We start from the raw sequence: 26,438 nt of genomic DNA on the forward strand, positions 1-26,438 counted from the left end.
CAACGCTCAACGTCACGCTCGACAACTTCCGATCTCGCCCACATCGTCAGAGAACTACTTGATCACCATGTCTCGGACGAGAGTGACAGATAGGGGCGCTTCCGGACGGTGGAAGGAAATACACATGTGGCGGATACGTGTTGGGGACGTCTTGCCGATCGACGTGGCCCGGACCATGTGAGGGTTGCCCACTGTCTGGGCAGTTCTGCCCACCGTGTGGAGGGCTGTGCCGATCCTCGTCGCTGTCGTGACCGGGATAGTTGTTGGCGGAGGGTGACCATGCCCCTTCGGGGTCTGCCCAATTATCGGGTTCCAACGGCTCATCACTGTCCGGATTCGAGGCCGAATCCTGGTCAGCGGGTGAATCGAGCACAGGCGTGGCGAAGGCTGGCGATGCGGCAAGGGTCGGGGACACCGCGAACGCCACGATCACCGCAGCGGACACGGCGACCGCGGGGCGCATGGCTGGACGTTTCAGGGATTTCATTCGGGGACTCTCCGGACACCGCGAAATAGTTTGGCGAGTGCCCTTTTCCGATGGTGGGTTGGTCGCTCGAGGCGGGACCGCCTGTCCAACCGGTGTCAGAATGTACGGATGCCCTGGGGCGGGACCCTTACCGATGGTGGCAAGGGTCCGCTCAGCCGCTGGGTGGTCGCTCACTTCGGATGACTGTCGCCCATCGGTGGTCGGCTCATCCTGATGATGGCGGACCCGATACGCGTGGTTGGGCCGGTAGGGAAGCGAAAGGTCGCCGGCCACGGCGTGGCGCGAGGACATGCATCTCGCGCCACGCGCTCTTGATCATGCTTACCGCGGTGAGCGACATGTCTGAGGGAGTCGCCGACCGGGTAGGACAGACCTGTGGCGATCCGGGCTTCGCGTTGAGAGGAGAGGGACGCTCGGGCACCGGACCCATGAGGAGTGTAGTTCTGCCGAGGAACAGTTCACCCGTCTATTCCCTTGACTGGGAATATGTGCTGATCGGTGACGGGGATGGCGAAAAGCCTCACTGCGGCCACTGTGCCGGGGTATCGGACAATCCGATGCTGTCGATTGGTTTCCGTGCCGTGGACGCGGTCCCAGAGTTGCCGGACGGAGTCGATGGTGTCCTGCCTGGTAGCCGGCCGACCAGTCGGCGAGGGGCAACACGACCTCGACGTATCCGTCGTTCCGCCTCGTGGTACCGAAAAGCTGTTTGCGGCAGCGCCGTTCGATGTGACCGCGCTGCCTAGTGGCCTGTAGGTCGAGGTCCTGGTCGGATTGGCGTTGGCGGCCGCGGGCATCCGGACACCCCTGGGCCCGACTTGCATCGGGTGCGATTTCTCGCATCCGATGCTGTCTCGGGGGGCTGCGGAACTGGATTGGCAGTCCGCATGTTCTGCGACTGGTTGTCGAGCCACGCCGAGGGGGCCGTGTCAGTGGGTGCGGTGGGTTACGAGGTGGGCGAGAGCTCGCAGGTCGGGTGTGCGGAGGTCGGCGGGCAGTGCGGTGAGTGCGGTGGTGATGCATCGGTGAGCGTATTCGTCGGCCGTGTGTCTGCCGCCTGCGGCGACCACGAGGTCGGTGGCCGCGGTGACCTCGGCAGGGGTCATCGGATGGGGGGCTTGGTAGAGCTCGGCGAGTGAATCACCGGCCGGGGTGTTGGAGTTCATGGCGGCGATCACTGGGAGAGTTCGTTTGCGCCGCACCAGGTCTCGTCCCGTGGGTTTACCTGTGATGGCCGGGTCGCCCCATATGCCGATGATGTCGTCGATGCACTGGAATGCGAGTCCGAGGTGCAGGCCGAACGTTTCGAATGCGGCGACGGTGTCTTCGCCGGCGCCGGCGCACAGTGCGCCCAACCCGGTTGCGCAACCGATGAGCGCGCCGGTCTTGTCGGCCGCCATGGTGAGGTAGTCGTCGATACTGACCTGGGTGCGGGTTTCGAATGCGCAGTCTTGTTGCTGGCCGCGGCACATCTCGACTGACGCGGCTGCCAATCGGGTGGTGGCCGCCGCCGCCACGGTCGGGGTCAGATTGGTGGAGGCGGTGTGAAATGCCAAGCTGTGCAGCACATCCCCGAGCAGAATCGCGTCGCCGACACCCCACACCGCCCACACGGTTGCTCGTCCGCGGCGTAGGTGATCACCGTCCATGACATCGTCGTGAACCAGGGTGAAGTTGTGTATCAGTTCCATTGCCGCTGCGGCTGGGACGGGTATGTGGCCGGTGCTGCCGCAGGCGGCGGCGGTGGTCAGGGTCAAGGCCGCGCGCAGCGCCTTGCCCGATTCCTCGGCGATGGGATTGCCGTGCTCGTCCCACCAGCCGAAGTGGTATCCGGCCATGCGCCGCAATGGATCTCGCAGTATATCGACTGTTTCGCGCAACACCGGTGTGCATATTTGGCGCGTTCGGTGCAGCACGGTCTGTGCGCGTTGTGTCAGCTGATGTGGGTCGAGGGTCGTCATGGTCATCACGTCATCTCCGATTCACCGCGTCCCGTGAGAGCGGAGGTCACGCTAGATCGCTCGGGGTCGGGGGTAGGCAACGTTGTTCGTGGCCGCCCGTGCATTGAAGTCTGAGCACCACATTGCCGGGGTCCCGAGTGCTTCCCGAGGACGTGCTGTGGGGGACGACTACAGGACGTTGTGGGGTCCTCGCCTGGTTGGACCGGCCGTGTTGTGGTCGGTTCTAGGCTGCGGCGCGTCATATCGGATCAGCCCGAGGAGAAACGCTTGTGAGCGTAGAGGATCACGACGGGCGAGTTGTCCATCCTTTCGACATGCGGCGTAGTCCGGACCTGGAGCGCTCGCTCGCCCACACTGTCGCCTGGCATCAGAGCTATGGGCTGATCGGTGAGAACGCCTATCCGACAGACAGATTCGTGCGGATCGAAACGACAAGGCTGGTGGCGCAAGGCTGGCCGTATGCGCGGGGGGAGGATCTGGATCTGCTCGCGGATTTCATGGGTATGGCCGCGATCACCGACGAACCTTTCGACGGGGCACTGGGCCGGGATCCAATCGAGACGGCACGGGTGATCGGTCGCGCGGCGAGTGTGTTCCACAGCGATGAGCGCGCAGGTTTGTCACCGTATCTGGCGGCGCTGGCCGATATCTGGGATCGCAGCCGGGTCGGTATGTCTCGGTCGTGGTGCGAGCGGGCGGCGTACCACTATGACCGGTGGTTGTACGCACATGTGCACGAGGCGCGGGGAAGGGTGCGCGGGACTCCTGAGAGCATCGACGCGTATCTGGTGATCCGCCGCGGAAGCGGTGGGATGGGCATCGTGTTCGACTTCATGGAACGGGTCGGGCATTTCGAGGTGCCCGCAGTGGCGTTCCACAGCCCCGAGATCGCGTTGATGCGGGACCTCACCGAGGACATCTCGCTGCTCACCAATGATCTGATCTCGTTGCCCAAGGAGGAGATGGTCGGTGACATCGACAATCTCGTATTGGTGCGCCAGCATGAGCTCGGTTGTAGTCGCGACGAGGCCATGCGCACGGTCGCCGCGTACACCGAGGAACTGATCGAACGGTTTCTGACTCAGCAGGCGCGGCTGCCGCAGATGTGTGAGCAGATCGGGCTGAGCGAGGACGAGTGCTCAGCGGTGATGGAGTACGCGGCCGCGATGCGGTGGTGGATGGGTGGGGCGATCGAGTGGTATTACACAAGCTTCCGCTATAGCCTCGAATACGCCCGCACCCAAGCCGCCACTGCGAACGGGCATCACGCCTGGCAGTTGAATCCCACCCGCTGAGTATGGGATTCGATGAGGTCCGTCCGACCGCCCGGCTACGGGGAGTGGTGGCGAGATGCCGTCACTGTCGGGCCTGCGGGAAAACCGTGGCGACGCAGCAGGATTACGGCAGCGGCCATGATCCACAGGTAGGTCGCCGCGGCGCCGGGCAGCACCTGGGCGAACGAACCCGGCGACCAGGCACCGGTCGGTACGAACACCGACACCACGCCGACGACGTCGATCACCGCCACACCGACGGCGGCATGCGTCAGAGCGGTGGGCAGCAGGCGGTGACGTCGATTGGCCGCGGCCACTGCGAACCAGATCAGTCCGAGCAGAACAGTGTTGAGTGCGAAGCAGATCTCGGTGAGATTCCACGAATAGGTGATCACCATCGAGGCTGCGTGATCCTCCCCGTTGGCCTCGACGGGGTAGCCGCGCCCCATCACGGCGATGGTCACGAACGAGCTCGCAAACACCAGCGCCGCCGCTGCGCTGGCACCGCCACCTGCGATCATGACGACGACACTGGCGCTGAGCTGTGCATTTCGCCGGATGTGAGCGATGGCGAGCAGCCACAGGAACATCACCGAGGCGCCGGTGAGCACCAACCACACCAGGGTGCCGATCTCGCCGAAGTGGCGGGGCAGCTCATAGTCGAGGTACACCCCGCCGTCGAGATTGTCATCGGGCCATGGGAATTGACCCAACGCGAAGCCGACGACCATGGCCGGCAAGGGCAGCATGCCGACCACTCCCGCCCATTGCAGGTGGTAGCGGCCGCTGTCGATCTCCATGAGCCAGACCTTTCTCTCGCCGCTTGCACGGTGGGGCGGATCGTGGTGACGGGGTGCCCGCCGACCGGATTGTGTCGGCCCGCTGGGCGGGTGGGGCCAACACACGCTGGCCCCAACTTCGTCGTGCACCATTCATGGCAGGCCGGCCAGCTCGGCCAGATGGCGCACCTCGGGGCGCACGAGATAGTTGTCGCGCCGGATCAGGTGGCGCACACTGTGGCGGGCGGCGGGGTCGTAGTGGATGTCTTCGGCGCACACTCGGGATGCTTTGGTCAACGCCAACGCGGCGGCGATGTCGTCGCGTCGGCGGATGTAGGCGCTGGCCTGGGCGATGTGATATTTCGTGCGGCGTGCCGGCAGGTAGTCCGTCGATGGTTCGACGGTGGCGGCCAATCTGATCGCTTCGTCGGGATCGTTGGTGGTCAATGCGATCTCAATGCTGGTCAATCCGACCTCGGTGGGCCCGAATGCTATGCCGTGACACTGGGTGTCGGTGTCGAGGGCAGCGGCGGCGGCTCTGGCGGCGTCGAGCATTCTCGCCGTGTCCCCGCTGCCGTGAGCGGCGGCGTGCGCACTCAGCAGATGCAGCGCGCCCCAGAGGGCGGCGTGACAGGTCGAGTCGGGCACGCCCATGGAGAGCTGGTCGGCCGCGGCCTGCGCATAGTTCTTGCAGTGCGTGGGGTAGGACAGGCCCAGCAGTGCATGGCCGACCTGCCATGCGCTGGCAGCTATCAATGTCGTGTCGCCCAGCTCTGTCGCGGTGGTCATCGCGCGGTCGGCGACAGTGGCGGCCATTGCGTGATCGCCGCAGGCCGACAGCAGTTGACGCGCGAGGTGGTAGGCCTGGATCAGCAGCGACGCCGAGGCATCATCACGGGCTTGCCACTGTGCCGCGCGGCACGCCTGCAATACGCCGGGCAAGGTCCGGGCGAGCTGCGAATAGCGTTGCGGCGCAGCGTTCCAGCATTCCTGACACGATTCCAGCCCTTGGTCCAGTTCTGCGGGTTCGGCAGTGACGACGGTGCCGGTGGTGTCGTAGATCTGCAGAGCCGGGTGATCGACGATCGTGCGGCGCAGTCGGCGCAGTATCTCATCATGGTTGGTTTCGCGTGGCAGCGGTGCGGGTGCGGTGTCGATCAGTTCGGTGAGATCGTCGATGTGCAGGATTTCGGCCAGGCGCAGCAGTACCTCGATGCTGTCGAGTTTGCGTCGGCCCGATTCGACCAGCCGCAGCCATTCCTCGCTGCGTCCGGCGAGGTTGGCCACCACCTTGCGTGACAGACCGCGTCGGCGTCGGCGTATCTCGAGTCGTTCACCCACGCCCAGATCGGTCGTGTGGAGTGCGTTCATATGTCGGTCCCTCCGCTGTGGTGATGAACGTCGGATAGTGACACTCGGCCTACGTTCCACCGAGCCGACACCTCCCATCGGCGGGAAACATGTTGGTGCTGTTCATGGTTCGGCCATCACAGTCGCCGATGTATCAGGAGGTGTGGGTAATTCTGTTCGCAGCCAACAGTTTTGAGACAACGAGAAGGAGATGATGCAGGTGGTATCCACGATCCCCGACGCGCCAGGTGCGCTGCCGCTGTTGGGGCACACCGTACAGCTTGTCCGCAGACCCCTGTCCTTCGTGGAATCCCTTGCCGCGCATGGTGATCTGGTGCGGATCCGGATAGGTCCGGTGTCGGCGGTGGTCGTGTCGGACCCGCGTGTGTTGGACCGGCTGCTTCACGATGATCGGGTGTTCGACAAGGGCGGACCGTTCTTCGATCGGGCGCGCGAGGTGGTGGGCGACAGTCTTCCGGTCTGCCCGCACAGCGCACACCGTCGGCTTCGCCGACTCGCCCAACCTTCTTTCCACAAATCGCGCCTACCCGGCTATGCCGAGATCATGACCAACCAGATCACGGCTGTGGTCGAACGCTGGCGCGACGGGCAAGTCCTCGACGTCCTGCGTGAAACCACCACTATCGCCTCCAATACGTTGGTGGCGACCATGTTCTCCGAGTCGCTGCCGCCGGAGGTGTTGCAGCGCATGCTCACCGATCTGGCCGTCATCGTGAACGGGATCTATCAGCGAGTCATCGTGCCTCGACGGTTGGCCGGGCTGAACCTACTGGGTACATGGCGCTACGAGCGCGCGAGCCGACGTCTGCGCGAGGACATGTCCGTGATCATCGCCGCACGTCGCGGCGACGGCAGGGATCATGGTGATCTGCTCTCGGCGTTGTTGGACGCTGACGACCCCGACAGTGATCGGCCTCGACTCGGCGACGAGGAGATCATCGGACAGTTGTTGTCGTTCTTCTGGGCGGGCACGGAAACGACCGGTAGCACCGTGGCGTGGGCGCTGCACATGCTGGCGCACTATCCCGAGGTCGAGCGGCGTCTTTTCGAGGAGGTCGACGCGGTGCTCGGTGGTCGTGCCGCGACGTATGCCGACCTGGCGCAGCTCGAGCTGACCGGGCGGATCATTACCGAGACGATGCGGTTGTGGCCGTCGGCGTGGTTGCTCACTCGCACCACCACCGTCGACACTGTGCTCGCCGGGCACGAGATCGCAGCGGGAACCACGATTGTGTTCGGTGCCTATCTGATCCACCGCCACCCCGATCAGTTGCGCGTCGATCGCTTCGACCCGGACCGGTGGCTGCCGGGAAACGCCGCCCCGCAGCGTATCTCCTACGTTCCCTTCGGGTCGGGTGCGCGCAAATGTATGGGTGACGTGTTCTCCCAGACCGAGGCGACGCTGATGCTGGCCACCATCGCGGCGCGCTGGCGACTGAGCCATGTCGCCGATGCTCACGTGCGTCCGAAAGCCACCGCCATCCTGTCTCCTTCCGGATTGCGGATGCTTGCCTCGGCGCGCACCAGTTACCAGCAGTAGACGGCAATTCACTCGTGACCGATCAAAGTCGACTGATCGCCTGTAGGCGCGCACCTGTAGGTTGCCGACCCGGCCGCCCAACTCGCCGCGGCGGTCCTGGATCCAGAACCCGATTCTCGAGCCCCAGTCGGGCTCGACCAGGGTGTCGGCGTCGGTGCGGGCGATGAAATCGCCTCGAGCCTTGTCGAATCCGAGATCGCGGCGAACGCGACACCCTGGGTTGCCTCCTCGATGAGGATGACCTTGGGGTGTTTCCGTTGTCGACGACGATGATCTCGTCGATTGCGTCTTGAACGACCAGATGGTCCAGGGTCCGAACGATCGACACCTCTTCGTTCAGAGCGGGTATGACGACGGACAGAAGTGGGCGAGACTGCGGTGTATTGCTGGAAGTCATTACGGCCCTTGGAGAATTGGGGCGGTGGGGCAGAAAGCCGATCGGCTTCGGAGTGTGAAGGCTCGATGCCCGACTTTCGATTTCCCACCGATGGGAACAGCCGCTTGGCCGGGCCGAAATCCGAAACGTATTCGCAATCAGTGAGGGCGCACCGGCCTGTGGGGATTCAGCGGGCTATTCGGATGGATCAGATTATGGCGCTGCTGGTTTCATGTCCGGCTGCCGAGGAGGAGGGCGCGGGTGAGTACTGCCGATGCCGCGGCGACCAATGGTCGAGAAGAGCTTCCGCCCGCCATAGATGCGTTCACCAGAGTTCGGCGATCCCGGAATCTGGATGGGTGTGCGGGTCTCCCGCAGTGGGAAGTCCGTTGTGCGAGTGAGCCTCTAGTGTCGTGACGCGCGGGCGTGCGCGCTCTTGAGGGAGCCTTCGGGTTCTGGACTCTGCCGTTTCCGAACTATTCCCCGAATATCACAAGGAATCAGCCGGTTCCGATGCCGCACAACGACAATCCGTCGGCAGGCGATGAGCGGGATCCGCGGCAGCTGCAGGTGCGTGGTCCGCGTCGGAGGCAACCTCCACGCACCCGTTGACCTCGACGTTGTCACGTGATGAATTTGCAGGTATCCCGTGTGATGCGAGAAATCGCCGACTTGGTTGCGTCGAAGCGTCGTACGCTGAGCATCTGAGGGCGGGCGTGCAGGCTGTGTTCTTGTTCGCCGTCAGTCGACATCGATGAGCTATTCCCAGTGATGGGGCGTCTGGGGCGTCGGTTGGCGCGGTGGCCCGATTAGGTTGCTCATCGGAGCCCGATGGTGTGGACAGGTGGTTGAGTGATGACGGAGTTGGCTGATGGTGAGCCTTGGGCGGATCCGGAGGCGGCGGTGGCGGCTACCGCGCCGGTCACGATGATCAATGCGTACTCGGTTCCGCTCGAACAGTCCGATCGATTTCTGCGGATGTGGCGAGGGTCCAGCGCACGAATCATGTCCGAACAGCCGGGATTCGTTCGCGCGGTGATGCACAAGACCATCGCTGGTGACGAGTTGACCTTCGTTGATGTGGCCGAGTGGCGAAGCGCAGATGCCCTGACGACGGCTCGTGCCAATCCCGAATGGCGCGAAGCGATCACCACCATGCTCGATGATCCAGAGTTGGATGTGAGGGCACGACCTGGGCGGTATCAGGTGGTCTATTACGTGCGACCGGCCGGTGAATAGTTCCGTGGCCGCAGTGTCACGCGGACCGGTACGGGTAGTTCGACGATCGCGGGAACTCATCCGCCTTTCGCGGGCGTGAGGCCGATCGTCTGACTTGCGAGCCAGACCGAACTCGGGCGACCGATCACGGTGTGTATGGGCTCGGGGCGAATTGTTTTTGTTTGCACAGTGTTTGAGGAGTCCGATGAGTCCCGCTGCTGCTGAGAAGAAGCTGGCTATCCGTAGTCTGGAGATCATGTCGAGTGGTAGCCGCGCCGACTTCGATGCGGTCTACCATCCCCATGCAAGCAATCGTGAGAGTCGTCGCGAGCCGCCTGCCACCCGGGTTCGCGGCCCGGAGGGGTTCTATGCGACTGCGATTTGGTTGCGGGCTGCATTCACCGAGATGGAACATGAGATCGTGCATGTTGTCGCTGAAGGCGATCTGGTGTGTCTCGACACTGTCATGGCTGGTCGGCAAACAGGTCCCTTTGTGCTGTACACCGTTGACGGCGAGGTCGATCAGGTATTTGCCCCGCAGGGCAAATCCTTCTCCGTCGCCCAGACACACTGGATTCGTGTCGTCGACGGGCTGGTCATCGAACACTGGGCCGCGCGGGATGATCTCGGTCGAGCCAGCCAGTTGGGTTGGCTGCCCTCGCAGGCCGAGAAGTGACCTGATCTGGGGCAGGAAGTTCAGGCGATCAGCGTTGGTCGAGTGTGCCCAGTTCCCGGGCGATGCGGGCGAAGGCGCGGATCTGTTCGTTGTCGTGGTCGCTGCGCCAAACCAGCGCCCATCGGACCAGATGGGAATCGGTGATCGGCAAGTAGGTGACACCGGGGCGGTTGTAGTAACGGGCGATGTGGCTCATGCCGGTGGTGAGCGCAGTGCTGGTGCTGACGGTGGTGAGAAGGTCTTCGAGGGTGGAGATTTCAGTTGCCCGTTCGATGGGTTTGCCCTTGGGAGTATAGAAGGGGCTGACCGAATCTTCCCAGTACTCAGGTAGCGGTGTGCTGGGCTTGAAGACACCGAAAACGCCGAAGTCCTCCAATTTCAAGTGCTTCTCGCCGCTGAGCATGTGGTTTACGGTCAGGACCGCAACCATCGGTTCCGCAGAAATGATGGGCCCAACCGCCAATCCAGGTTCTTCCACTGGCAGCCAGGCGATGAGGATGTCGGCCTCACCGCGATGCAACGGCCCGAACTGATCGCCGAATTCGGTACTGCGAATCTGTAGCTCCCACTGCGGATGTCGTCGGCGGAAGGCATCCCAGTAGGCTTGATAGTCATAGGGGTTGTAGCCGATCATCGCCACGCGCAGCACCCCGGAGATCCCGAACGCCGCCGAGCGCGCATTCTCGATGGCTTGCAGCACACCGTGATACGCCGGTCGGATCTCGGTGAGTAGCTGGTGTCCGAGTGAAGTGATCTGCACATTGCGAGGGTTGGATCGATCCACCAGGCGGCCGCCGATGCGGCGCTCCTGGCTCTTGATCGACTGACTGATCCGTGCCTGGGACAGGTGCAGCCGTTGCGCGGTACGCCCGAAATGCAGTTCCTCGGCCAGTACAAGGAAGATTTCGATGTCCCGCAATTCCATGGCGACATTGTGCTCTTCCGAGATCGATGTTGCGAATCGAACTTCGGGAACCCACCACCGCGTAGGTCTTTAGACCGTGCCTCATGTCGTTGTGATTCGTTTGCCGCGTGTCGGATTTGGTTGTGCGGCATGATCTCTGGCCGTGGTCGTCGAGTTGTCGCGCCGATTGGTGTCTGACTATGGGTGTTTCGGCCGCCGACACCGGTGATGCCGAAGCCCTGAAGCCGCTGGTGAAATGGCGAAATGGGTGTCGAGATCGGCTGCGCTGCACCAACGTTCGACCGCGACGAAGCTCTCCAAGTTGCCGGTGTCGCGATGCGACTCCATTGTTGCTGACCGTCGGTTGGCCGAGTTCGTTCACACGGCGAACGCAGCGGCAAGTACACCACGCCCCGAAGCGCTCGCCGACTACTGGTGGGGACAGACGCCGCTCGTCGACGGGGTCGCGCAGGAGACGTGCCGCGATTTCGCGCATACCGGCTACGGGGTGTCGGCTGCGGCGCATATCGCTGAAACCAGCCGCATTCAAGGCCGAGACCTGTATCCGCAGGTCGCCGATCGCCTGCGGGCCGGATTCGAACTGCATGCGCGATACCAGCTCGGCACACCGATGCCGGGCTGGCTGTGCGGCGGGCAGCTGCGACGCGAGCTGGGGCCGGTGACCGAGGTCGCGTACAACGCATTGCACAATCGGATGCATCTGGATTTGCCCGAGACCGAACGGCTCACAATCAAGCAGCGTCCGGCGGGACTGGACATGTTCACGATGTGGGAGACGCTCACCCACGCCGACAATCCAGCCTGACGGTGACCGATTGACGCGGGGCCGAACAATCGGATCGACTCCCGAGGCGAGATCACTGCTGCGAGTTGGCCGCTACTCGCGCCGACAGTGGGGCATCGGCTTTGGGGTGCCGGTGCGGACGGGTGGGTAGTGGCGAATAGCTCGGGGCGAGCGGTGCACGAGATTGGCTCGGATTTGGGTCGAGGAGTCCACGTTCGGTTGAGCAGAGGGTGAAGCGGCGCCGCTCGAGGTCCCAGAATCGGTAGATCGGCCATTGCAGGCTGTGTGTCAACCACGCGCCGGCACCGTGAATCCTGTGCCGCACAGCGATTTCGAAGCCGTGAGCTTCGAGAGTTCGCAAGCGGTCGCGTTCGTAGCGCCAGTGGTCCCGTGGGCTGATTTTGTGGTGTCGAGCCGAGATCTGGGCGCGCATCTGGTCAGCCTGCTGGATCCGAAATCCGCGCCTGACCAGACAGAGGGCAAGGTCCAGGTCCTCGAGCAGATCTGGCGATGAGCAGGTGTCGGCCCGCACGCCCATCCATGCGCTGCGTCGTAGGGCCATGTTCGCTCTGGGCAACTTTTCGATTCTTGTACCGCCGGCATACGTGCCACGGTCGAATCCGATGCGGCGATGGCGTACGGATCGGATGGGCGAATCATGATATGTAGTGGCGCCATTGATCGCATCGATCGCGGGATGGTCGGCAAAGAACTGTCGGATTGTCTCACCCCAGTTCGAAGCGACCAAGGTGCGTGCCTCGATGCGAGCGATCAAATCGCCTCGGGCACGGTCGAATCCTGTGTTTCGGGCGTGGGCGATTCCTCGGACCGGTTCGGAGACGACATCGATCTTCGGGCAGGCGATCGCGTAGTGCGCTATCACGCGGCGAGTTTCTCCGATCGCTCCATTGTCGACGAGGATGACCTGATCGATCGATGCTTGTGCGGTGAGTCGATCGAGGGTTTCAGTGATTCCTCTCTCCTCGTGAAGGACTGGGATCACCACGGACAGGCGGGCCATATTCTGGTGGCATTCCACGAATTTCATCCGTTCCGCACTCGTCTGCGTGGAAGGTGCTCGAATTTCTGTAAAGATACCGACCATGACGATGTCTGCCACCGCTGGGAAGCCCGTGGGAGATGGTAGGTCGTGCTCCGCGTGTCGCCGAATCCTCGACCCGACACGGTGGACTCGGAGTTGGTCGGCGATCTCGGCGGCGGGCTCGGTCGAAGACGGCGCGCCGGATGTCGTGATTTGTGGGTTATGTTCGTGGTGTTCGAGGGGTTCCAGTCGCTGGATCTCGTCGGGCCTCTGGAGGTTTTTCAGACCGCATGTCGCCGGCGCGGTCGCCCGGGACAGGGCATGGCCATCGTCTCGACTACTCCGGATTCGGGCCGAAGGGCTCGCGATGGCGGTGCGCTGGTTGTGGTGTGACTCGTCGTAGCCGCCGCGTCGGGGTGGTCTTGCTCTGGAACTCGCGCAAGGTGTATTCCCATCGGTTAGAACAGGCAAATGGAGATGACGGTCACACCGGCGTCCAATGAATTGTGTGGAATGCACGTCGAACACTCCGCCGACGCTCGTCGCGGTATATGAACTCGTTGGTCGGGTCTGGCGGCGAGTCGCTGAATTCCGCCTCACCGCGGCGGGAACCGTCGAACTCGCTCTGACCGGTGGCCAGGACTGCTTGCTGGCGCGGGATTGGTTCATCAATGGAATCGCGCCGTCGAGCAGCGCCCTGCATACCGATCGAGCGGACGGACCAGCGTTCATGCGAGCGTTGATGTATCCGTTCCGGATGCCGTATTTTCGGCTCGCCGACGAAAGCCCTTGCGCTGCTGATCGATGAGCGACACCGTCGGCCTTCGGTCACTGTGTCGGATGTGGATCCTACTGCGGCACAACGGTTCCTGGGACTCGAGGTGCGGGGTCATCCTCATCGGGCTCAGCTTCCTGCGGCACCGGCTGGTCTTGGGCGCTGGTCACGGCGAACGCAGCGGCAAGTACACCACGCCCCGAAGCGCTTCGGGAGCGATCGAGCAGAAGGCTGACAGTTTTCTGCGCTGTTACTACCGGGACCCCAGGGTCGACGAACAGAATTTGGTCGATCGCGTCCAGGGCGGCTCGGTAGGCCGGTCGGTAGCGGAATCGGTGTTCGCTTTCCGTGGCCGGCGGTCCCCATTCCATCAGCGGTAGGACCGGGCAGCGGGACGAGACGGTCGACTGCCAGGCCCTGGGATCAGCGGGGAAGTGCTCGAGGTCGTTGAGGATCGCCAGTGCGGCTTGGTATCCCAATACGAGTGTGGCCGGTATGCCTTCGGCGAGGTCGACATCGACCAGGCGGCCGTGTTCGCGACGCAGGCGGTCGAACACAGCGTGTAGATGGTGGGCGCGGGTGGCTTCCTGAGTGCGCGGGCGGAGTTGGGACCCGTCTGTCACCAAGGGGCAACTTCTGCCGAGAGTGGAGCAATCCGGCACCGAGTCCGGTTCGGCGGGAGTTGCTTTGGAAACACACTGGTGAGAATTGATGATTGGTCCCGATCGTTTGTGCAACGATGCCAGACTGTCGACGACTGCGGCTTTCCCAATGCTGGGAACCGGACCGTGCTGTACACGGAAGCGGATCACTGCTGCCAGTGTCGTTGCCGCGCAGCACTTCCCAACGTCGGCGACAGCGCTATCGTGTGCGGTCATGATGCGATCGCGAGACCACCTGTGGATCGGCGCGGTGACTACGTTCCTGCTTCTGGGATCGGTGTGTGCCTGCTCGTCGGATCCGGGACAGCCGACGGCCTCTTCATGTACGGCGACCCCCAATGGGACTGCGGTGGCCTCGGGTGTCCCGGCGGGACCTTCTTCAACGAATCTGGCCGAACATCCTGAGATCGCGACCGGCTATCGCAGTGGAATGCGTGCGGTACGGACCACCGGTTTTGCAGTATCGACGGCGAATCCGGTGGCCACCGAGGCCGCCTGCACCATACTGGCGGCGGGTGGCTCCGCCGCTGATGCGCTGATCGTCGCACAGACAGTTTTGACTCTGGTCGAACCGCAGGCCACCGGAATCGGGGGTGGCGCGTTCCTGATGTACTACGACGCCAAGACCCGCACCATCGATGCCTATGACGGCCGTGAGACCGCGCCCGCGGCCGCTACTGCTGACTATCTGCGCTTTGTCAGTGCTACGGACCACTCTGTGCCCACACCCGACGCCCGCGCCAGTGGACGCTCCATCGGGACTCCGGGGGTGTTGCGGATGCTGGAACTCGCTCACACCGAGCACGGCAGACAACCGTGGAAGGATCTGTTCGCGCCGGCGATCACGCTGGCGGACAACGGATTCGCGATCGGCCCCCGTATGGCCGGCCAGATCGCGCAGTCCGCGCACGATCTGGCCCGCGACCAGCAGGCCGCTGCCTATTTTCTGCGGCCCGACGGCACTGCCAAACCAGCCGGGACCATGGTGACGAATCCGGCGTTGGGCAAGGTGCTCTCGAGCATCGCCACCGATGGCGCCGATGCGTTCTATACCGGTCCTGTCGCCGCCGACATCGTCGCCGCGATCACTTCCGCGGCCGGTGGCCGCACCCCCGGGGCCACGACCACAGCGGACCTGGCCGGTTACCAGGCCAAGAAACGCACCGCCGTGTGCTCGCCGTACCGAAGTCACGAGGTCTGCGGGATGCCCAACCCCTCCTCGGGTGGCTTGGCGGTCGAGCAGACCCTCGGCATTCTGTCCCATTTCGATCTCGCCGCACTGCGCCCCTCCGACACCGACGGAGTCGGTGACACGGCCCGCAATGGGGGCACACTGAACGCGGACGCGGTGCACTTGATCGCCGAGGCCGAACGGCTGGCCTACGCCGACCGCGACAGATACGTCGCAGACTCCGATTTCGTTGCTCTGCCCGGGAATTCGCCCAGTGCCTTGCTCGACCCGGGCTATCTGGCCCAGCGCGCGGCGCTCATCGATCCACACCACAGCATGGGTACTGCCGCGCCGGGCAGCTTCGGTCCCGCTCTTGCCGGCGCGGCGGGACCTCTGCCCGAGCATGGCACCAGCCACATCAGCATTGTCGACAGGTACGGCAACGCCGCGTCCATGACCACGACGGTGGAGTCGGCGTTCGGGTCGATGCACATGGTCGATGGGTTCGTGCTCAACAATCAGCTCACCGACTTCTCGGCCCAACCGGTCGACAGCGCGGGCGTGCCGATCGCCAATCGGGTCGAGGCGGGCAAGCGGCCGCGCAGCTCCATGGCCCCGACGCTGGTGTTCGCGCGTAATCCCGATGGTTCTCGCGGGTCGCTGGATTACGTGACCGGCTCACCCGGGGGCGCGGTGATCATCCAGTTTGTCGTGAAAACTCTTGTTGCCATGTTGGATTGGGGACTGGATCCGCAGCAGGCGGTGTCGATGATCGACTTCGGTGCCGCCGATACGCCGGTCACCAATGTCGGCGGTGAGCATCCAGGCGTGGATGCTTCCGACAATGGCGCGCACGATCCGCTGGTGCAGCGGCTACGCCAGCTCGGCCACCAGGTCTCGGTGGACCCACAATCCAGTGGAGCCTCTGCGCTGGTACGCGAGGGTAATGGTTGGATCGGTGGCGCCGACCCCCGCCGTGAAGGCGTTGTGCTGGGTGGGAATCCGCCACGCTGAACTGCCGCGCCCATCGGCCACCGAACTTCCACAAGCTGCGGGCCACGGTGGTGAGGACAGGAGACGACGCGATGAATCGCTTTCCCACAACCGATCTCACCGACCGCACACCGGACAGCCGTACACAGCCGTCAGCGCGGCCCGCGGACGACCGGTCGTTCGGGAACCGACGCCCGACAGAGGAAGTCCAGAACGACAGGGCTGGCCAGGGTTCGGAATTCCTCGAAGTAGGCGTGCCGGGCTCCAGGGATCAGGTGTAGCTGAGCACCGGGGATTCGGGCGGCGAGCAAGGGGGCGTTGGCGGCGGGGTTGAGCAGGTCGTCGGTGCCGTGCAGGACCAGGGTGGGTGCGCTGATGGCGGGCAGCAGGTCCCACGCGTTGTGCCGGTTGCTGGCCACGAGGTGGTGGTGTCGAGAGTGAGCGGGCATCGCGGGATCGCCGATAACGTTGTACGGGCCAGGGTGATCGGCAAGCCAGCGAGGCGTGTACATCAACTCCAGCAGCGCTTGCCGTGCGGCACCAGGCTCAGATTGGACCAGGGACCGGCCGACATCGTTGGAGCGTTCGATGCTGTGCGGGCCGCCGGGTGAGGTGCAGCCGAGTACCAGTGCACCCACCCGATGTTGGTGACGCGCGGCGAGTTGCTGGGCAACCCGGCCACCCATGGACGTGCCGTAGACGTCGGCCCGCTCGATGCCGAGCTCGTCGAGCACGGCGATGACGTCCTCGGCGAATTGTTCAGTGCTGTAGGGGGTTTCGGGCTTGTCGCTGTCTCCGGTGCCGCGATAGTCGAGGGTGAGAGTGCTGCGCGCAGGGTGGAAATCAGCGCGCACCGCATCCCACCAGTGATGGTTGTTCGCCTGGCCCGCCAGCAAGACCAGCGGCGCTCCCTCACCTTGGAGCTGGTAGGCGATGCGGGTCCCGTCCGGTGTTCTCGCGTACGTCATCGGCAGGGTGCCCTCACTTCCTGTATCGACGGGCACTGTACTGCCGCGAGCCGAATTGGTTCCCGCCCGCAGTGAAAAGTCGGACAGCCCAATGCCTGGTCGAGCTCTGGCCGGGACGCCTGCCGGTTTCCACACCTATGCGGCGAGAATCTTCGCGACCAGGGGGGTGAGGACTCGTTTGGGGCCGACTTCGATCCACTGGGATTCGCCGCGGGTGGCCAGCAGGCGGATGCTGTCGACCCAGCGGACCCGGTGGTCAGCAACTACGTTTTGACCGCGTTCACCTACGGCGGGAACCTGACCGCCACCGAGGTGGCCCGGCACATGAAACATGTCTCCGCGCACGAGATCTACACCGCCGCCAACAAACACGCCGACGCCGGCAAGATCCACAAGGCATCCGCCGAGGTGATCAACGCCTTCGCGAAGCTGGATGTGGCCGGGGTGTGGGGCGACGGTCAGGTGGTGGCCACCGACGGATCGCAGATCGACACCTGGGAAAACAACCTCCTGGCCGAGTCCCACATCCGCTACGGCGGATTCGGCGGGCTGGCGATGCGCCACATCTCCAACACCTACATCGCTCTGTTCACCCACTTCATCCCCTGCGGGGTGTGGGAGGCGATCTACATCATCGAGGGCCTGCTGCAGAACAGCTCCGACATCCAGCCCGGCGTGGTGCATGTGGACACGCAAGGCCAGTCGCTACCGGTATTCGGCCTGGCTACGCTCATGGGATTCGAGGTGCTGCCCCGGATCCGGCATCCGAAAACTCTTCGGGCAGTGGTGTTCTCAGTGCCGGGAATATCCGCGAGGTGCTCGGTGCGCGCGGCGCGTAGCATCCGCAATGCCGGGATGTGCATCGAGTTCCCCGAGTAGATCTGGAATTTCCGCACCGCACCGTTCTGCTCGTGGAATTCGACCTCGACAATGCAGAACCCGGCATTGGTTGTGGATTTCTCGAAAGGAAAGACACGTCATGGGAAATCTTGCTGAACTCGCCGGACGCGATCCGGAGCGTCTGGCGGCCGCGGCCGGTTCGGCGCTGCGCGCCGCGCTGCAACGGCACGTCACGCAGTCCGCCGAGAGCGGGCGGCTCGCGTTTCAAAGCTTCATCGGCGCGGACGATTAGCCGGTTTGCCGCGCACCGGGCATCGAGGTGCCCGGTTGAGCCCCCGGGCACACCTTCCGCGGGTCTCCCGCCTGCTCGCTAGCGAAAGGACCCCGCGGATGAACCGCGCGCTCGAGGAACTGCCCTGGTCCGGTTGGGGGGTGCAGGTCGCCGAGCTCCGGCGCAAGGGCTGGCGGCCGCAGGCCTTCACCGAGTTCGTCGTCAAGATCCACGGGTGGTGCAACCTGGCGTGCGACTACTGCTACGTCTACGAAATGGCCGATCAGAGCTGGCGTGCGAAACCCAGGGCCATGAGCCGCGACACCTTCGACGGCGCGTGCCGGATGATCGCCGAGCATGCCGCCATGCACGCGGTGCCCGCGGTGGACCTCGTCTTCCATGGCGGCGAGCCGCTCCTGGCGGGTTCCTCCGAACTCGAGTACTTCGCCCGCACCGCCCGCCGATTGCTCGAGCCTGATGTCCAGGTGCGCTTGGGAATTCAGACCAACGGCGTCCTGATCGGCGAGGATGTGTTGCAGATCTGCGATCGCTGGGACATCAGGATCGGCGTCAGCCTCGACGGCGGGCGGGCCGAGCACGATCGCCACCGCTTCGACCGCCGCGGTCAGGGCAGTTACGACCGTGTCGCGGCCGGACTGGAACGATTGCTGGCCGATGAACGCAGGCGGCTGTTCACCGGCCTGCTGTGCACCGTGGATCTGCGCAACGATCCGATCGAAACCTACGACGCCCTGTTGCGATTCTCCCCACCGTCCGTGGATTTCCTTCTGCCGCATGGCAATTGGACCACACCACCCCCCGGTCGCACACCCGACCCGGCGGCCACCCCTTACGCGGACTGGCTGCTGCCCATCTTCGACCGCTGGTACGGCGCTCCCGAACTCGAGACCCGGGTTCGGCTGTTCGACTGCGTTATCGATCTGCTGCTGGGCCGGGACGCGGGATCGGAGTTGCTGGGTCTGGCGCCGGTCCGGTTGGCGGTGATCGAAACCGACGGCTCGCTCGAACAGGTCGACGAGCTGAAGTCGGCGTTCGAGGGTGCGGCGGGACTGCGCCTGGGCGGTGCGGGCAACCCGCTCGATCAGGCGATCTGGGATCCGTCGATGATGGCCCGCCAGATCGGCGCCGCCGCCCTCGACGACACCTGTACGGCCTGCCCGGTGCACATCGTCTGCGGCGCGGGACATTACGTGCACCGCTATCGCGAGGGTTCCGGATTTCGCAATCCCTCCGTGTACTGCCCCGATCTGAAAAAGGTCATCGGGCACATCGAAAAGCGGTTACGCGCAGACCTGCTCGCCGCCTCGCCATAGACCACCACCACCCGATGCCGACTCGGCGGCCCGTGACACCGTCCGCAACGACAGGGAGACACCAATGACGGCCACAGTGGACGAGATCGACGATATCGCACTGGATCTGAGCTCCGGTCACGGTTCTCGAGCGGGTATCGCGGCCTTGACCGGAGGCCTGCTGGAACTGAGAGCGATCCTGGTGCGCACCCTGCTGACGGTCGCGGCCGACGAGGCGGCGATCGATGCCGCGGCCGGACTGCACGAGGCCTATTGGCGCCTGGCCGCACTGCAGCCCGACCACCCGGAGGTGGTCTCGTCGATGCTGTGCTACCCCAACACCGGTCCCTGGCTCAACCACGTGCTGCGCCGCTTCGCCGCCGAATCCGACGACTCCCGGACCCCGCTGTGGGCCGACTGCGGCTATCTCGGCTGGCTGGCGGCCTCGGCCGGGATCTTGGCCGGGACCCAGGGACAGGCCCGACTGGTGATCCGCAACGGCGAGGTCATGCTGCCGGGGCTGGGGATGGCCGTGCTCGGCGCCGACGACCACTGCGGGCACTGCGAACTGCACTGGACCGCCACGGGCGCATTGCATTTCCGCTGGGACACAGGTTCCCTGCGGATCGAATCGCCGACCGAGGAAACGCGGACCGGATGGTTGCCGCTGCGGACCGCGCGGGTCGAGAGCGACGAGATCACGGTGTGGCTGGACGATCTGGATCCGTTCCGCCATCGGGAGTCCGCGGGGTCGGCGCTCCCACGTCTGAACGCCCAGCAGGCCCAACGCTGGCAACGCGACTTCGAGCAGGCGTGGCAGCTGTTGCGTCGCGATCATGATCACTACCTCACGCCGATGCGGGGCTGCCTGCGCAGCTTGTCGCCGTTGAGCGCGGAGGCGATGGTGGACAGCTCCAGCTACACCTCGGCCAATGGCGCCGGATGCGTGTACACCACCGCCGCGACCGACAGCTGCCAGTTGGCGCTCACCCTGATCCACGAGGTCCAGCACACGAAGTTCGGCTTGCTCACTGACCAGGTGGAGTTGTTCGACCCCGACCCCGAATGCCGCTTCTACGCCCCCTGGCGCGACGATCCACGACCCATTCTCGGCCTGATGCACGGCATCTACGCGTTCTTCGGAGTGGTCGACTTCTGGCGTGTCCATCGCCATTCCGACTGCCACGGGTCCCTGCAGGCGCATGCCGACTTCGAACTCTGGCGCACCCAGCTGGTGGGCGCGATCACTCAAGCGCGGGCCTCTGGCCTGCTCACCGCCGCAGGCACCCGTTTTCTCGACGGACTGACCGCGGCCATGCGTTCCTGGTCCGGGGAAGAGGTCCCCGCCACGGCCCGGCAGGCAGCGATCGAATCATCCTTGGCGCACCGGGTCTTCTGGTCGGTCCGGAACTTGACGCCGGATCCGGTGGCGATTGCCGAACTCACCGCGTGCTGGGACGCGGAGCGCCGGGCCCCCACCCGGATTCTCCTCGCCGACCGGGTCGATCAGCGCACCCTTCCCGATCACTACCGCAGCCTGCGCCTGGCCGCCCAGCTCACCACCGTGGACGCGACAGCCGCTGCGGCCCTGGCGGATTCGCGACAGCCGGAGGGTGACCGGGCCTATCTCGCCGGATATCCGAGCGAGGCCATGGCCCTCTACAGCCGGGAACTGCGCGTCGACCCGCTGCGGCCGCAAGCATGGGCGGGACTGGCGTTGGCGGTGTCGAAGGTGCACGGGCACCACGCCGTGCGGGTGCTGACCGATCGGGCGGCGGTGGCGGCGCGGTTGTATCAGTCCGTCGGTCCGGAGGTCGAGATTCTGGATCTGCTGCTCTGGCTCTCGGCCGGCTCGGACGCCTGACCGGGCGGTAGCGTGCGCAGCAACCGACGCCGCGCCTCGGCGGGCAGGTCCGCGCGCAGTTGCGGCGCGACGAGCCCGGCCGCCGCCAGCGGGCCGGGCGTCGGCAGCGCCTCCCCGGCCAGAATGAACCCGAGTTTGGCGTAGGCCCGATGCCCGCGGGTGCCGGCCGTGGTGTACGCGTAGAACGGGCGGTCGCGGGCCGCGAGTATCGCCCGCCGCATCAGCAGCCGTGCCAGGCCCGTGCCGTGGAACTCGGGGAGCACGTACCAGGCCTCGAGCAGGCGGGCGCCGCTCTCGCCCGGGCCGACCTTCGCGAAGCCGACGATGCGCCCGCTGCCGATCCGCTGCACGAGCAGCGTGTCACGACCCGCGCGCACGGCCGCGTCGATCTCCCGCGGCTTGCGGGTGGCCAGGTCGGTCAGGAACGCCGGGAGCCCGGGCTTGCCGGGCAGCACCCGAAGACCGCCATAGGCCGAGCGGGCGCCTTCCCGGATCACGTGGACGATCTCGGGCGTGTCGCCGAGGCGGGCGTCCTCGATGCGGGACTCGAACGCCGGACCGGCTTCGATCCCTGTGGCCGCCATCGCCTGACCCACTCCCTGTCCTGTCGGACTGCTCGGTTGACCATTGTGGGCCGCGCATTCGAGATTCCCAGCGTTGGGAATCTCGGACAATGGGTTGAGCTGTGCTGCAGGACCGTTTCTGGTGAGGTGAATCGCGCATTACTGCGCCAGGATCACCGGCGTATACGGCTTCGCCGCAGTGGATCTCGTACACACGGTGTATGGCGCGTGGCGGGCCGAGGATCCCCAGCTGGAGAAACTACTATCGTGGGAATTGCTGAAATCCTAGGTCCAGGAATTGGGTGATGGCGACTTCGCTGACCAGGTGGGTGACCGCGCGGCATGGGTCAGCCTCTCGTTTTCTGGTCGGGGTGGGTCGCGAGTGCGTCGGCGCGCACTTCGTGCGAGTGCAGGACCCAGCGGTTCTTTCCGGCGGCCTTCGCGCGGAACAGGGCGGTGTCGGCTGCGTCGAGAAGCGTTTCGGCGTCCGCACCGACCACCGGCCAGAGCACGGTCCCGATGCTGGCGGACACCCGTAACATGTTGTCGCCGACGATGATCGGCTCCGACAGTGTCGCCAGCAGGGTGTCGGAGACCGCGGCGAGTTGTGCGGCGTCGGCTTTCGGAATCAGAGCGACGAATTCGTCGCCACCGATTCGAGCTATGAAGAGTCCGGGATCGCGTGTGCCCTGGCGGAATCGGTCGGCGACGGCGCTGAGCAGTCGGTCACCCACGCCGTGGCCGTAGTGGTCGTTGACCTGCTTGAAGCCGTCCAGATCGAGGAAGCACAACCCGAGTTGATCGTCGTCGCCCGCCTGGGCGATCATCACGTCGAGCTGCTCGACGAGGTGACGTCGATTGGGCAGCGAGGTAAGCGGATCATGGCGGGCCTGCCGCTGAAGTTCATCCTGCATCTCGTGTTGCTCGGTGACGTCTTCCCCGACTGCGAGGAGGTAATCGGCTCGGCCGTCGGTGCCTTTGACGAAAGTGATGGCGAACGAGGCCCAGCCGTAACTGCCGTCGGCGCGTTGGATGCGCTGCTCCAGTTTGACCGTGCCCTCACCGGTCGGCACGAGCTTCTCGTAGACCAGCGCCTCGATCGCGTCCCGGTCATCAGGGTGCGCGAAATCGTAGACGGACGCACCGCGGAGCCGATCGATCGGTACACCGATCATCTCGGCGAGCCCGCGGTTGGCATCGATCAGACGTCCCGTGGTGTCACCGACCGCGATGGCGACCGCCGCGTTGTCGAACACCACCTTGAACCGTTCCTCCGCGGCGCGCCGTGCGTTACCCATCGCGGCCTCGACGGACAACCGGCCTCGGCATTGCGCCTGATGCAGCGCCGCACCATAGCCTCGCCCGAACGCTGCCAGCAGGACCGCCAACCTCGATGCCGCGTCGGGCCTGCGGCAATATTCGGTCAATCCGCTGAGCATCCGTGCGGACACGGACAGCACCGGCAGACTCGTCAGTTTGGCGTCCACCAGTGCCGCACCCACTCGCGCGCCAACCTCCGCATCGAAATCTTCGCGGTTCAGCTCGGTGGTGAGCTCGGCGGACATTAGCCCCCGCCCGAGGACTCCCCGACAGATTCCAGATCAACTCTCCCACAAGGAAGTTCAAGGAGACTTCGTAGGTTTCGCGCTGCGCCTGCTCGCGGGCGTGAGCCACCCGTTCGGTGTCCAGCGATTCGACGTCGGTGGTGATGATCCCGGCGAGCGGCAGGTTGTGGCGAGGGTCGATCCCGTGCTGCTCACCGAACCGATTCGGCCGAAAGTCTCGGCAGTACTCCGCGATATCGCAATCGGGCGTGCTGAACAGCTCACGCAACGACCACAGCCGCCCATCCCGCAACAGCGCGCTGTGCTCGGCGCGCATTCTCTCGATCCCGATCTCTAGCGCCGACGTGTACTCACTGCCCATGGATGGAAGCCCTCCCCGTAACTCGCACTCGTAGGCCAACGCCTCGCCGCGGCGGCGGACGATCCGCCGATTCGGCGAGATCGTTTGGCTGGCACCGCATCATAGGGCTTCGGCCGAGGTCACGGATGCCTGGCCGCTGCCGGTGGGGAAGAGCATGAGCCACGGCCAGAATGTGTCGTCCGAACCGGTGGAACCTTGGCAGAACCCTTCCTGACAGGTGAGTGGTCCCCGGGCGACGTCGGTGGTCGATTCGGGTGAATTGCCGACGTGCAGGCTTGCCACAGCGAGAGCTGGTGCGGCAATGGAGAGTGCGAGTCGGGCGCACACAGGGTGAAGCATGTTCAAGTCTCCTTGAACTTCCTTGTGGGAGAGTTGATCTGGAATCTGTCGGGGAGTCCTCGGGCGGGGGCTAATGTCCGCCGAGATCTGTGGTGGCGATACCGCGCAGGAAAGCGCGTTGGGTAATCGCGTAGACGAGTATCATCCCGGCCCTGGGCCAGCCAGCCGTCTGGGGCGAGTACATCCGCGAGGGGGTTCGCGAGGAAAAGAGTAGTGAATCGGCCAACTTCGACTATTCCCTCTGGTGGGAAGGATTCGCGGGGCGTTCCTTGGAGCGATGCATGTGGTGCGTGTGCAGGGCTCGGCGACGTCGGCGAGCCCGAGGACACCGTCACCACGACGGGCCCGGCCGGTGCTCGCACGCGGCCCCGCGCGATCCCGACCCCGATAACCGCGATCCCACAGTTGGCCGCCGCCGCGGCCGCGCACGGTGACACCGACCGAATCATCCTCGAGCGCCGGCGCGAAGGCATCGGCGCGGCGAAGAAACGAGGCGCCTACACCGGCCGCACGCTGACCGACGAGCAGGCCGAGCAGTTGCGCCAGCGTGCCGAGGCCGGCGAGTCCAAGGCCGCCCTTGCCAAGGCGTTCGGGGTCTCCCGCGAGACCGTCTACTCCTACATCCGATCGCGGCCCGCCCATGCGACAGGGGAGGGGACGCTCACCGCGAACGTCTCCGCAGTCCCGACTGTGGGGTGAGTCCCGGCCGGGGCGGAGTCCCGTACGCCATGGGATGCGAAAACTGTGATCGGCGTGGGATTCTCGGCACCATGCAAATTGACGGCCAACCCGCAGAGTAGTGCAGCATTTGCGAGCACCACTGGACCTTGACGCCCGCAGGGAAGTTCCCATGGTACGGGCGCGACGGTCGGCCAGAAGGGATGCCCGCCTGCGCTGGGTCGCACCTCACGACAGACGAAGCCTGGAATCATCCGGAGCGGGGGGTGTACGAATAAGCACTGAGGTGGCGAGGGAGCCCGCCACTATGACTGCTGGCGGGCTCCCATCTGCGGCATCAGCTATCGGCCACCTCGGTCCAGTCTCCGAGGGCGGGGGGCTCGGCAGCGCGCACCCGTACGTCGAATTCCACCGTCATCGTCGGATGCGTCGTGGCCCTTGTGATCCAACCTTCTAGAGCAAGCGTCTCCCCCGTGGTGAGATCGCGCAATGTGCGGTTTCGGGGGTCGACTTCGATGTTTCGATTCGTGAGGTCGAGCTTCCAGACAGGATCGAGTGATTCGTCAGCGATCGTCTCTGTGCGCAGCTAATCAGGTGCCATATGCGCCAAGGGTATCGGATGGGTACGGTGCCGAGCGGCGGGCCGATGGTGAGGAGATCGCTATCCGCTACTGGTCGGGTGTCCGTCGGTGATCGACCGCATGGTGCCGGTGAAGCCGTCGCGCGTCTTGGACGCCGGGTGACAATACGAAGTGCCCATCTGTCCGCGCCTCTCTCGCGGACAGATGGGCACCCGTATCACATCGACCGGTCACGCCGCGGCCACGCCGCCCACACGATCACAGTCACCGGCAGGCCCACGACCACGGCCCAACCGATCGCGTGCCAGCTCACGCCGACCGGCTGAACTCCCCAGCGCGCACGCCGTCACAGAACGCATCCCACTCGCCAGGCGTGTACAGGATCGCGCCACCGCTCGGGGCGCCGGAGTGACGGACCGCGACCCGGCCATCGTTCAGTTCGCCGACCTCGACGCAGTTGCCGGACGGGTTGGACGCGGTGGCCTTGCGGAACGGCACGCGCAACGCCAGCGCGGCGGCGTTGGGGGCAAAGGTGTCGGTCATTTCGGGTGTCTCCCTGTCGGTTCGGGCGGTGCGGACACCGCCATCGGTTCACCGGTCCCTGTTGGGCCGGTGGTCTGGGACGGTCACTGCGCCCATGGCCGGGTTCCACCGTGCGAACGACAACCGCGGTAACACGGTCTCCACATCAGCCACGGACAGCAGCGCGTTCAACATCAGCGGGTCGAGATGGTCTGGGCTGGGCACGATCAGCGCATCCGCGTCGGCAGAGCGCACGATATCGACGAGCGGGATCAGTGAGACCTCCGATGCCATCTCGACCACATACCCGAGATGGCGTGCGAGACGGCGCATCTGCGCTTGGTCCCATTCCGGCGCGGTGCTCACTTCGATGTCGAGCCACCCCAGCGCGGTCGGTTTCGCTCGCATCGGTAGCCCCCTGCTCGGTGGAGAGCCGCCACCACCGAGGGCCAATGGCTACGAGCTTTCCTCGGGGGTGGGGCCAACCTCGACGCTATGAGCGGAAGCCGTCACGGTTTGTCCCACAGGGACAAACGAGG

The 26,438-nt window shown here is 64.9% G+C and carries 23 protein-coding genes and 1 pseudogene; 12 read left to right on the top strand and 12 right to left on the bottom strand.

The window, feature by feature from the left end:
• Positions 1-1,416 precede the first annotated feature (1,416 nt).
• Positions 1,417-2,454: a polyprenyl synthetase family protein gene (locus tag ACIRRA_RS39530; protein ID WP_402779433.1), complete on the bottom strand. Its 1,038-nt coding sequence runs from the start codon at positions 2,452-2,454 to the stop codon at positions 1,417-1,419.
• A 308-nt stretch (positions 2,455-2,762) separates the two neighbouring features.
• On the opposite strand from ACIRRA_RS39530, the gene ACIRRA_RS39535 reads away from it, so the two are divergent.
• The gene (locus ACIRRA_RS39535) at positions 2,763-3,743 is read left to right on the top strand and encodes a hypothetical protein (protein ID WP_402779435.1); all 981 of its coding nucleotides are present in this window, start codon (positions 2,763-2,765) and stop codon (positions 3,741-3,743) included.
• Between the two features lie 35 nt (positions 3,744-3,778).
• Here the strand turns inward: ACIRRA_RS39535 and ACIRRA_RS39540 are convergent, their stop codons facing one another.
• Both ACIRRA_RS39540 and ACIRRA_RS39545 read right to left on the bottom strand, forming a co-directional pair.
• Positions 3,779-4,522, bottom strand: a complete 744-nt coding sequence (locus ACIRRA_RS39540; RefSeq protein WP_402779437.1) for a hypothetical protein — start codon at positions 4,520-4,522, stop codon at positions 3,779-3,781.
• A gap of 132 nt (positions 4,523-4,654) precedes the next feature.
• Complete coding sequence (locus tag ACIRRA_RS39545) at positions 4,655-5,872, bottom strand: helix-turn-helix domain-containing protein (RefSeq protein ID WP_402779439.1); 1,218 nt, start codon at positions 5,870-5,872, stop codon at positions 4,655-4,657.
• A gap of 190 nt (positions 5,873-6,062) precedes the next feature.
• Between ACIRRA_RS39545 and ACIRRA_RS39550 the strand changes: the two genes are divergently transcribed.
• Positions 6,063-7,412, top strand: a complete 1,350-nt coding sequence (locus ACIRRA_RS39550) for a cytochrome P450 (RefSeq protein ID WP_357010524.1) — start codon at positions 6,063-6,065, stop codon at positions 7,410-7,412.
• A gap of 22 nt (positions 7,413-7,434) precedes the next feature.
• Here ACIRRA_RS39550 and ACIRRA_RS39555 read toward each other — a convergent pair whose 3' ends face one another.
• A complete protein-coding gene (locus tag ACIRRA_RS39555) occupies positions 7,435-7,809 on the bottom strand; it encodes a glycosyltransferase (protein WP_402779443.1) in 375 nt (124 codons plus the stop codon).
• An 834-nt stretch (positions 7,810-8,643) separates the two neighbouring features.
• Between ACIRRA_RS39555 and ACIRRA_RS39560 the strand changes: the two genes are divergently transcribed.
• A complete protein-coding gene (locus tag ACIRRA_RS39560; protein ID WP_402779486.1) occupies positions 8,644-9,027 on the top strand; it encodes an antibiotic biosynthesis monooxygenase family protein in 384 nt (127 codons plus the stop codon).
• Between the two features lie 184 nt (positions 9,028-9,211).
• Complete coding sequence (locus tag ACIRRA_RS39565; RefSeq protein ID WP_402779445.1) at positions 9,212-9,682, top strand: ester cyclase; 471 nt, start codon at positions 9,212-9,214, stop codon at positions 9,680-9,682.
• 28 nt (positions 9,683-9,710) lie between these two features.
• On the opposite strand, the gene ACIRRA_RS39570 is transcribed toward ACIRRA_RS39565, so the two are convergent.
• The gene (locus ACIRRA_RS39570) at positions 9,711-10,607 is read right to left on the bottom strand and encodes a LysR family transcriptional regulator (protein ID WP_402779447.1); all 897 of its coding nucleotides are present in this window, start codon (positions 10,605-10,607) and stop codon (positions 9,711-9,713) included.
• Positions 10,608-10,842: 235 nt separating this feature from the next.
• Here ACIRRA_RS39570 and ACIRRA_RS39575 point away from each other — a divergent pair, with 235 nt between their 5' ends.
• Positions 10,843-11,412 (top strand): hypothetical protein, encoded by a 570-nt coding sequence (locus ACIRRA_RS39575; RefSeq protein ID WP_402779449.1) that lies wholly within the window; start codon positions 10,843-10,845, stop codon positions 11,410-11,412.
• Between the two features lie 52 nt (positions 11,413-11,464).
• On the opposite strand, the gene ACIRRA_RS39580 is transcribed toward ACIRRA_RS39575, so the two are convergent.
• Both ACIRRA_RS39580 and ACIRRA_RS39585 read right to left on the bottom strand, forming a co-directional pair.
• On the bottom strand, positions 11,465-12,511 hold the full coding sequence (locus tag ACIRRA_RS39580) for a glycosyltransferase family 2 protein (RefSeq protein ID WP_402779451.1): 1,047 nt from the start codon (positions 12,509-12,511) through the stop codon (positions 11,465-11,467).
• Positions 12,512-13,282: 771 nt separating this feature from the next.
• Positions 13,283-13,765, bottom strand: coding sequence for a hypothetical protein (locus ACIRRA_RS39585; RefSeq protein WP_402779453.1), 483 nt, complete (start codon positions 13,763-13,765; stop codon positions 13,283-13,285).
• Between the two features lie 322 nt (positions 13,766-14,087).
• On the opposite strand from ACIRRA_RS39585, the gene ACIRRA_RS39590 reads away from it, so the two are divergent.
• A complete protein-coding gene (locus tag ACIRRA_RS39590) occupies positions 14,088-16,055 on the top strand; it encodes a gamma-glutamyltransferase family protein (protein ID WP_402779488.1) in 1,968 nt (655 codons plus the stop codon).
• A 131-nt stretch (positions 16,056-16,186) separates the two neighbouring features.
• Here ACIRRA_RS39590 and ACIRRA_RS39595 read toward each other — a convergent pair whose 3' ends face one another.
• Positions 16,187-17,002, bottom strand: a complete 816-nt coding sequence (locus ACIRRA_RS39595; protein WP_402779455.1) for an alpha/beta fold hydrolase — start codon at positions 17,000-17,002, stop codon at positions 16,187-16,189.
• Positions 17,003-17,254: 252 nt separating this feature from the next.
• Here ACIRRA_RS39595 and ACIRRA_RS39600 point away from each other — a divergent pair, with 252 nt between their 5' ends.
• From ACIRRA_RS39600 to ACIRRA_RS39615, 4 genes are all read left to right on the top strand, one after another.
• Complete coding sequence (locus ACIRRA_RS39600) at positions 17,255-17,881, top strand: Tn3 family transposase (protein WP_402779458.1); 627 nt, start codon at positions 17,255-17,257, stop codon at positions 17,879-17,881.
• 100 nt (positions 17,882-17,981) lie between these two features.
• On the top strand, positions 17,982-18,134 hold the full coding sequence (locus ACIRRA_RS39605) for a hypothetical protein (protein ID WP_402779460.1): 153 nt from the start codon (positions 17,982-17,984) through the stop codon (positions 18,132-18,134).
• A 98-nt stretch (positions 18,135-18,232) separates the two neighbouring features.
• The gene (locus tag ACIRRA_RS39610; protein ID WP_402779461.1) at positions 18,233-19,447 is read left to right on the top strand and encodes an FxsB family cyclophane-forming radical SAM/SPASM peptide maturase; all 1,215 of its coding nucleotides are present in this window, start codon (positions 18,233-18,235) and stop codon (positions 19,445-19,447) included.
• Positions 19,448-19,511: 64 nt separating this feature from the next.
• Positions 19,512-21,290, top strand: coding sequence for an HEXXH motif domain-containing protein (locus tag ACIRRA_RS39615; protein ID WP_402779463.1), 1,779 nt, complete (start codon positions 19,512-19,514; stop codon positions 21,288-21,290).
• Here ACIRRA_RS39615 and ACIRRA_RS39620 read toward each other — a convergent pair.
• Complete coding sequence (locus ACIRRA_RS39620) at positions 21,221-21,874, bottom strand: GNAT family N-acetyltransferase (protein ID WP_402779465.1); 654 nt, start codon at positions 21,872-21,874, stop codon at positions 21,221-21,223. The two genes, ACIRRA_RS39615 and ACIRRA_RS39620, sit on opposite strands and share 70 nt — an antisense overlap.
• 326 nt (positions 21,875-22,200) lie before the next feature.
• Positions 22,201-23,418 (bottom strand): diguanylate cyclase domain-containing protein, encoded by a 1,218-nt coding sequence (locus ACIRRA_RS39625; RefSeq protein WP_402779467.1) that lies wholly within the window; start codon positions 23,416-23,418, stop codon positions 22,201-22,203.
• Between ACIRRA_RS39625 and ACIRRA_RS39630 the strand changes: the two genes are divergently transcribed.
• Both ACIRRA_RS39630 and ACIRRA_RS39635 read left to right on the top strand, forming a co-directional pair.
• On the top strand, positions 23,402-23,755 hold the full coding sequence (locus ACIRRA_RS39630; RefSeq protein WP_402779469.1) for a hypothetical protein: 354 nt from the start codon (positions 23,402-23,404) through the stop codon (positions 23,753-23,755). The genes ACIRRA_RS39625 and ACIRRA_RS39630 overlap by 17 nt on opposite strands.
• 807 nt (positions 23,756-24,562) lie before the next feature.
• Positions 24,563-24,817: pseudogene (locus ACIRRA_RS39635) on the top strand (helix-turn-helix domain-containing protein); the annotation flags it as partial.
• Between the two features lie 869 nt (positions 24,818-25,686).
• Here the strand turns inward: ACIRRA_RS39635 and ACIRRA_RS39640 are convergent.
• Entirely contained in the window at positions 25,687-25,920 is a 234-nt protein-coding gene (locus ACIRRA_RS39640) for a DUF397 domain-containing protein (protein ID WP_402779471.1), read from the bottom strand.
• A gap of 48 nt (positions 25,921-25,968) precedes the next feature.
• On the bottom strand, positions 25,969-26,307 hold the full coding sequence (locus ACIRRA_RS39645) for a hypothetical protein (RefSeq protein WP_402779473.1): 339 nt from the start codon (positions 26,305-26,307) through the stop codon (positions 25,969-25,971).
• Between the last annotated feature and the right edge of the window lie 131 nt (positions 26,308-26,438).

The organism is Nocardia sp. NPDC101769 (assembly GCF_044766925.1).
Lineage (GTDB): Bacteria > Actinomycetota > Actinomycetes > Mycobacteriales > Mycobacteriaceae > Nocardia.

Excerpts from the sequence above, each read along its gene's own strand:
- ACIRRA_RS39530 (WP_402779433.1), bottom strand. The coding sequence starts at position 2,454 with ATGACCATGACGACCCTCGACCCACATCAGCTGACACAACGCGCACAG.
- ACIRRA_RS39535 (WP_402779435.1), top strand. The coding sequence starts at position 2,763 with ATGCGGCGTAGTCCGGACCTGGAGCGCTCGCTCGCCCACACTGTCGCC.
- ACIRRA_RS39540 (WP_402779437.1), bottom strand. The coding sequence starts at position 4,522 with ATGGAGATCGACAGCGGCCGCTACCACCTGCAATGGGCGGGAGTGGTC.
- ACIRRA_RS39545 (WP_402779439.1), bottom strand. The coding sequence starts at position 5,872 with ATGAACGCACTCCACACGACCGATCTGGGCGTGGGTGAACGACTCGAG.
- ACIRRA_RS39550 (WP_357010524.1), top strand. The coding sequence starts at position 6,063 with ATGATGCAGGTGGTATCCACGATCCCCGACGCGCCAGGTGCGCTGCCG.
- ACIRRA_RS39555 (WP_402779443.1), bottom strand. The coding sequence starts at position 7,809 with ATGACTTCCAGCAATACACCGCAGTCTCGCCCACTTCTGTCCGTCGTC.
- ACIRRA_RS39560 (WP_402779486.1), top strand. The coding sequence starts at position 8,644 with ATGACGGAGTTGGCTGATGGTGAGCCTTGGGCGGATCCGGAGGCGGCG.
- ACIRRA_RS39565 (WP_402779445.1), top strand. The coding sequence starts at position 9,212 with ATGAGTCCCGCTGCTGCTGAGAAGAAGCTGGCTATCCGTAGTCTGGAG.
- ACIRRA_RS39570 (WP_402779447.1), bottom strand. The coding sequence starts at position 10,607 with ATGGAATTGCGGGACATCGAAATCTTCCTTGTACTGGCCGAGGAACTG.
- ACIRRA_RS39575 (WP_402779449.1), top strand. The coding sequence starts at position 10,843 with ATGGCGAAATGGGTGTCGAGATCGGCTGCGCTGCACCAACGTTCGACC.
- ACIRRA_RS39590 (WP_402779488.1), top strand. The coding sequence starts at position 14,088 with ATGCGATCGCGAGACCACCTGTGGATCGGCGCGGTGACTACGTTCCTG.
- ACIRRA_RS39595 (WP_402779455.1), bottom strand. The coding sequence starts at position 17,002 with ATGACGTACGCGAGAACACCGGACGGGACCCGCATCGCCTACCAGCTC.
- ACIRRA_RS39605 (WP_402779460.1), top strand. The coding sequence starts at position 17,982 with ATGGGAAATCTTGCTGAACTCGCCGGACGCGATCCGGAGCGTCTGGCG.
- ACIRRA_RS39610 (WP_402779461.1), top strand. The coding sequence starts at position 18,233 with ATGAACCGCGCGCTCGAGGAACTGCCCTGGTCCGGTTGGGGGGTGCAG.
- ACIRRA_RS39615 (WP_402779463.1), top strand. The coding sequence starts at position 19,512 with ATGACGGCCACAGTGGACGAGATCGACGATATCGCACTGGATCTGAGC.
- ACIRRA_RS39620 (WP_402779465.1), bottom strand. The coding sequence starts at position 21,874 with ATGGCGGCCACAGGGATCGAAGCCGGTCCGGCGTTCGAGTCCCGCATC.
- ACIRRA_RS39625 (WP_402779467.1), bottom strand. The coding sequence starts at position 23,418 with ATGTCCGCCGAGCTCACCACCGAGCTGAACCGCGAAGATTTCGATGCG.
- ACIRRA_RS39640 (WP_402779471.1), bottom strand. The coding sequence starts at position 25,920 with ATGACCGACACCTTTGCCCCCAACGCCGCCGCGCTGGCGTTGCGCGTG.
- ACIRRA_RS39645 (WP_402779473.1), bottom strand. The coding sequence starts at position 26,307 with ATGCGAGCGAAACCGACCGCGCTGGGGTGGCTCGACATCGAAGTGAGC.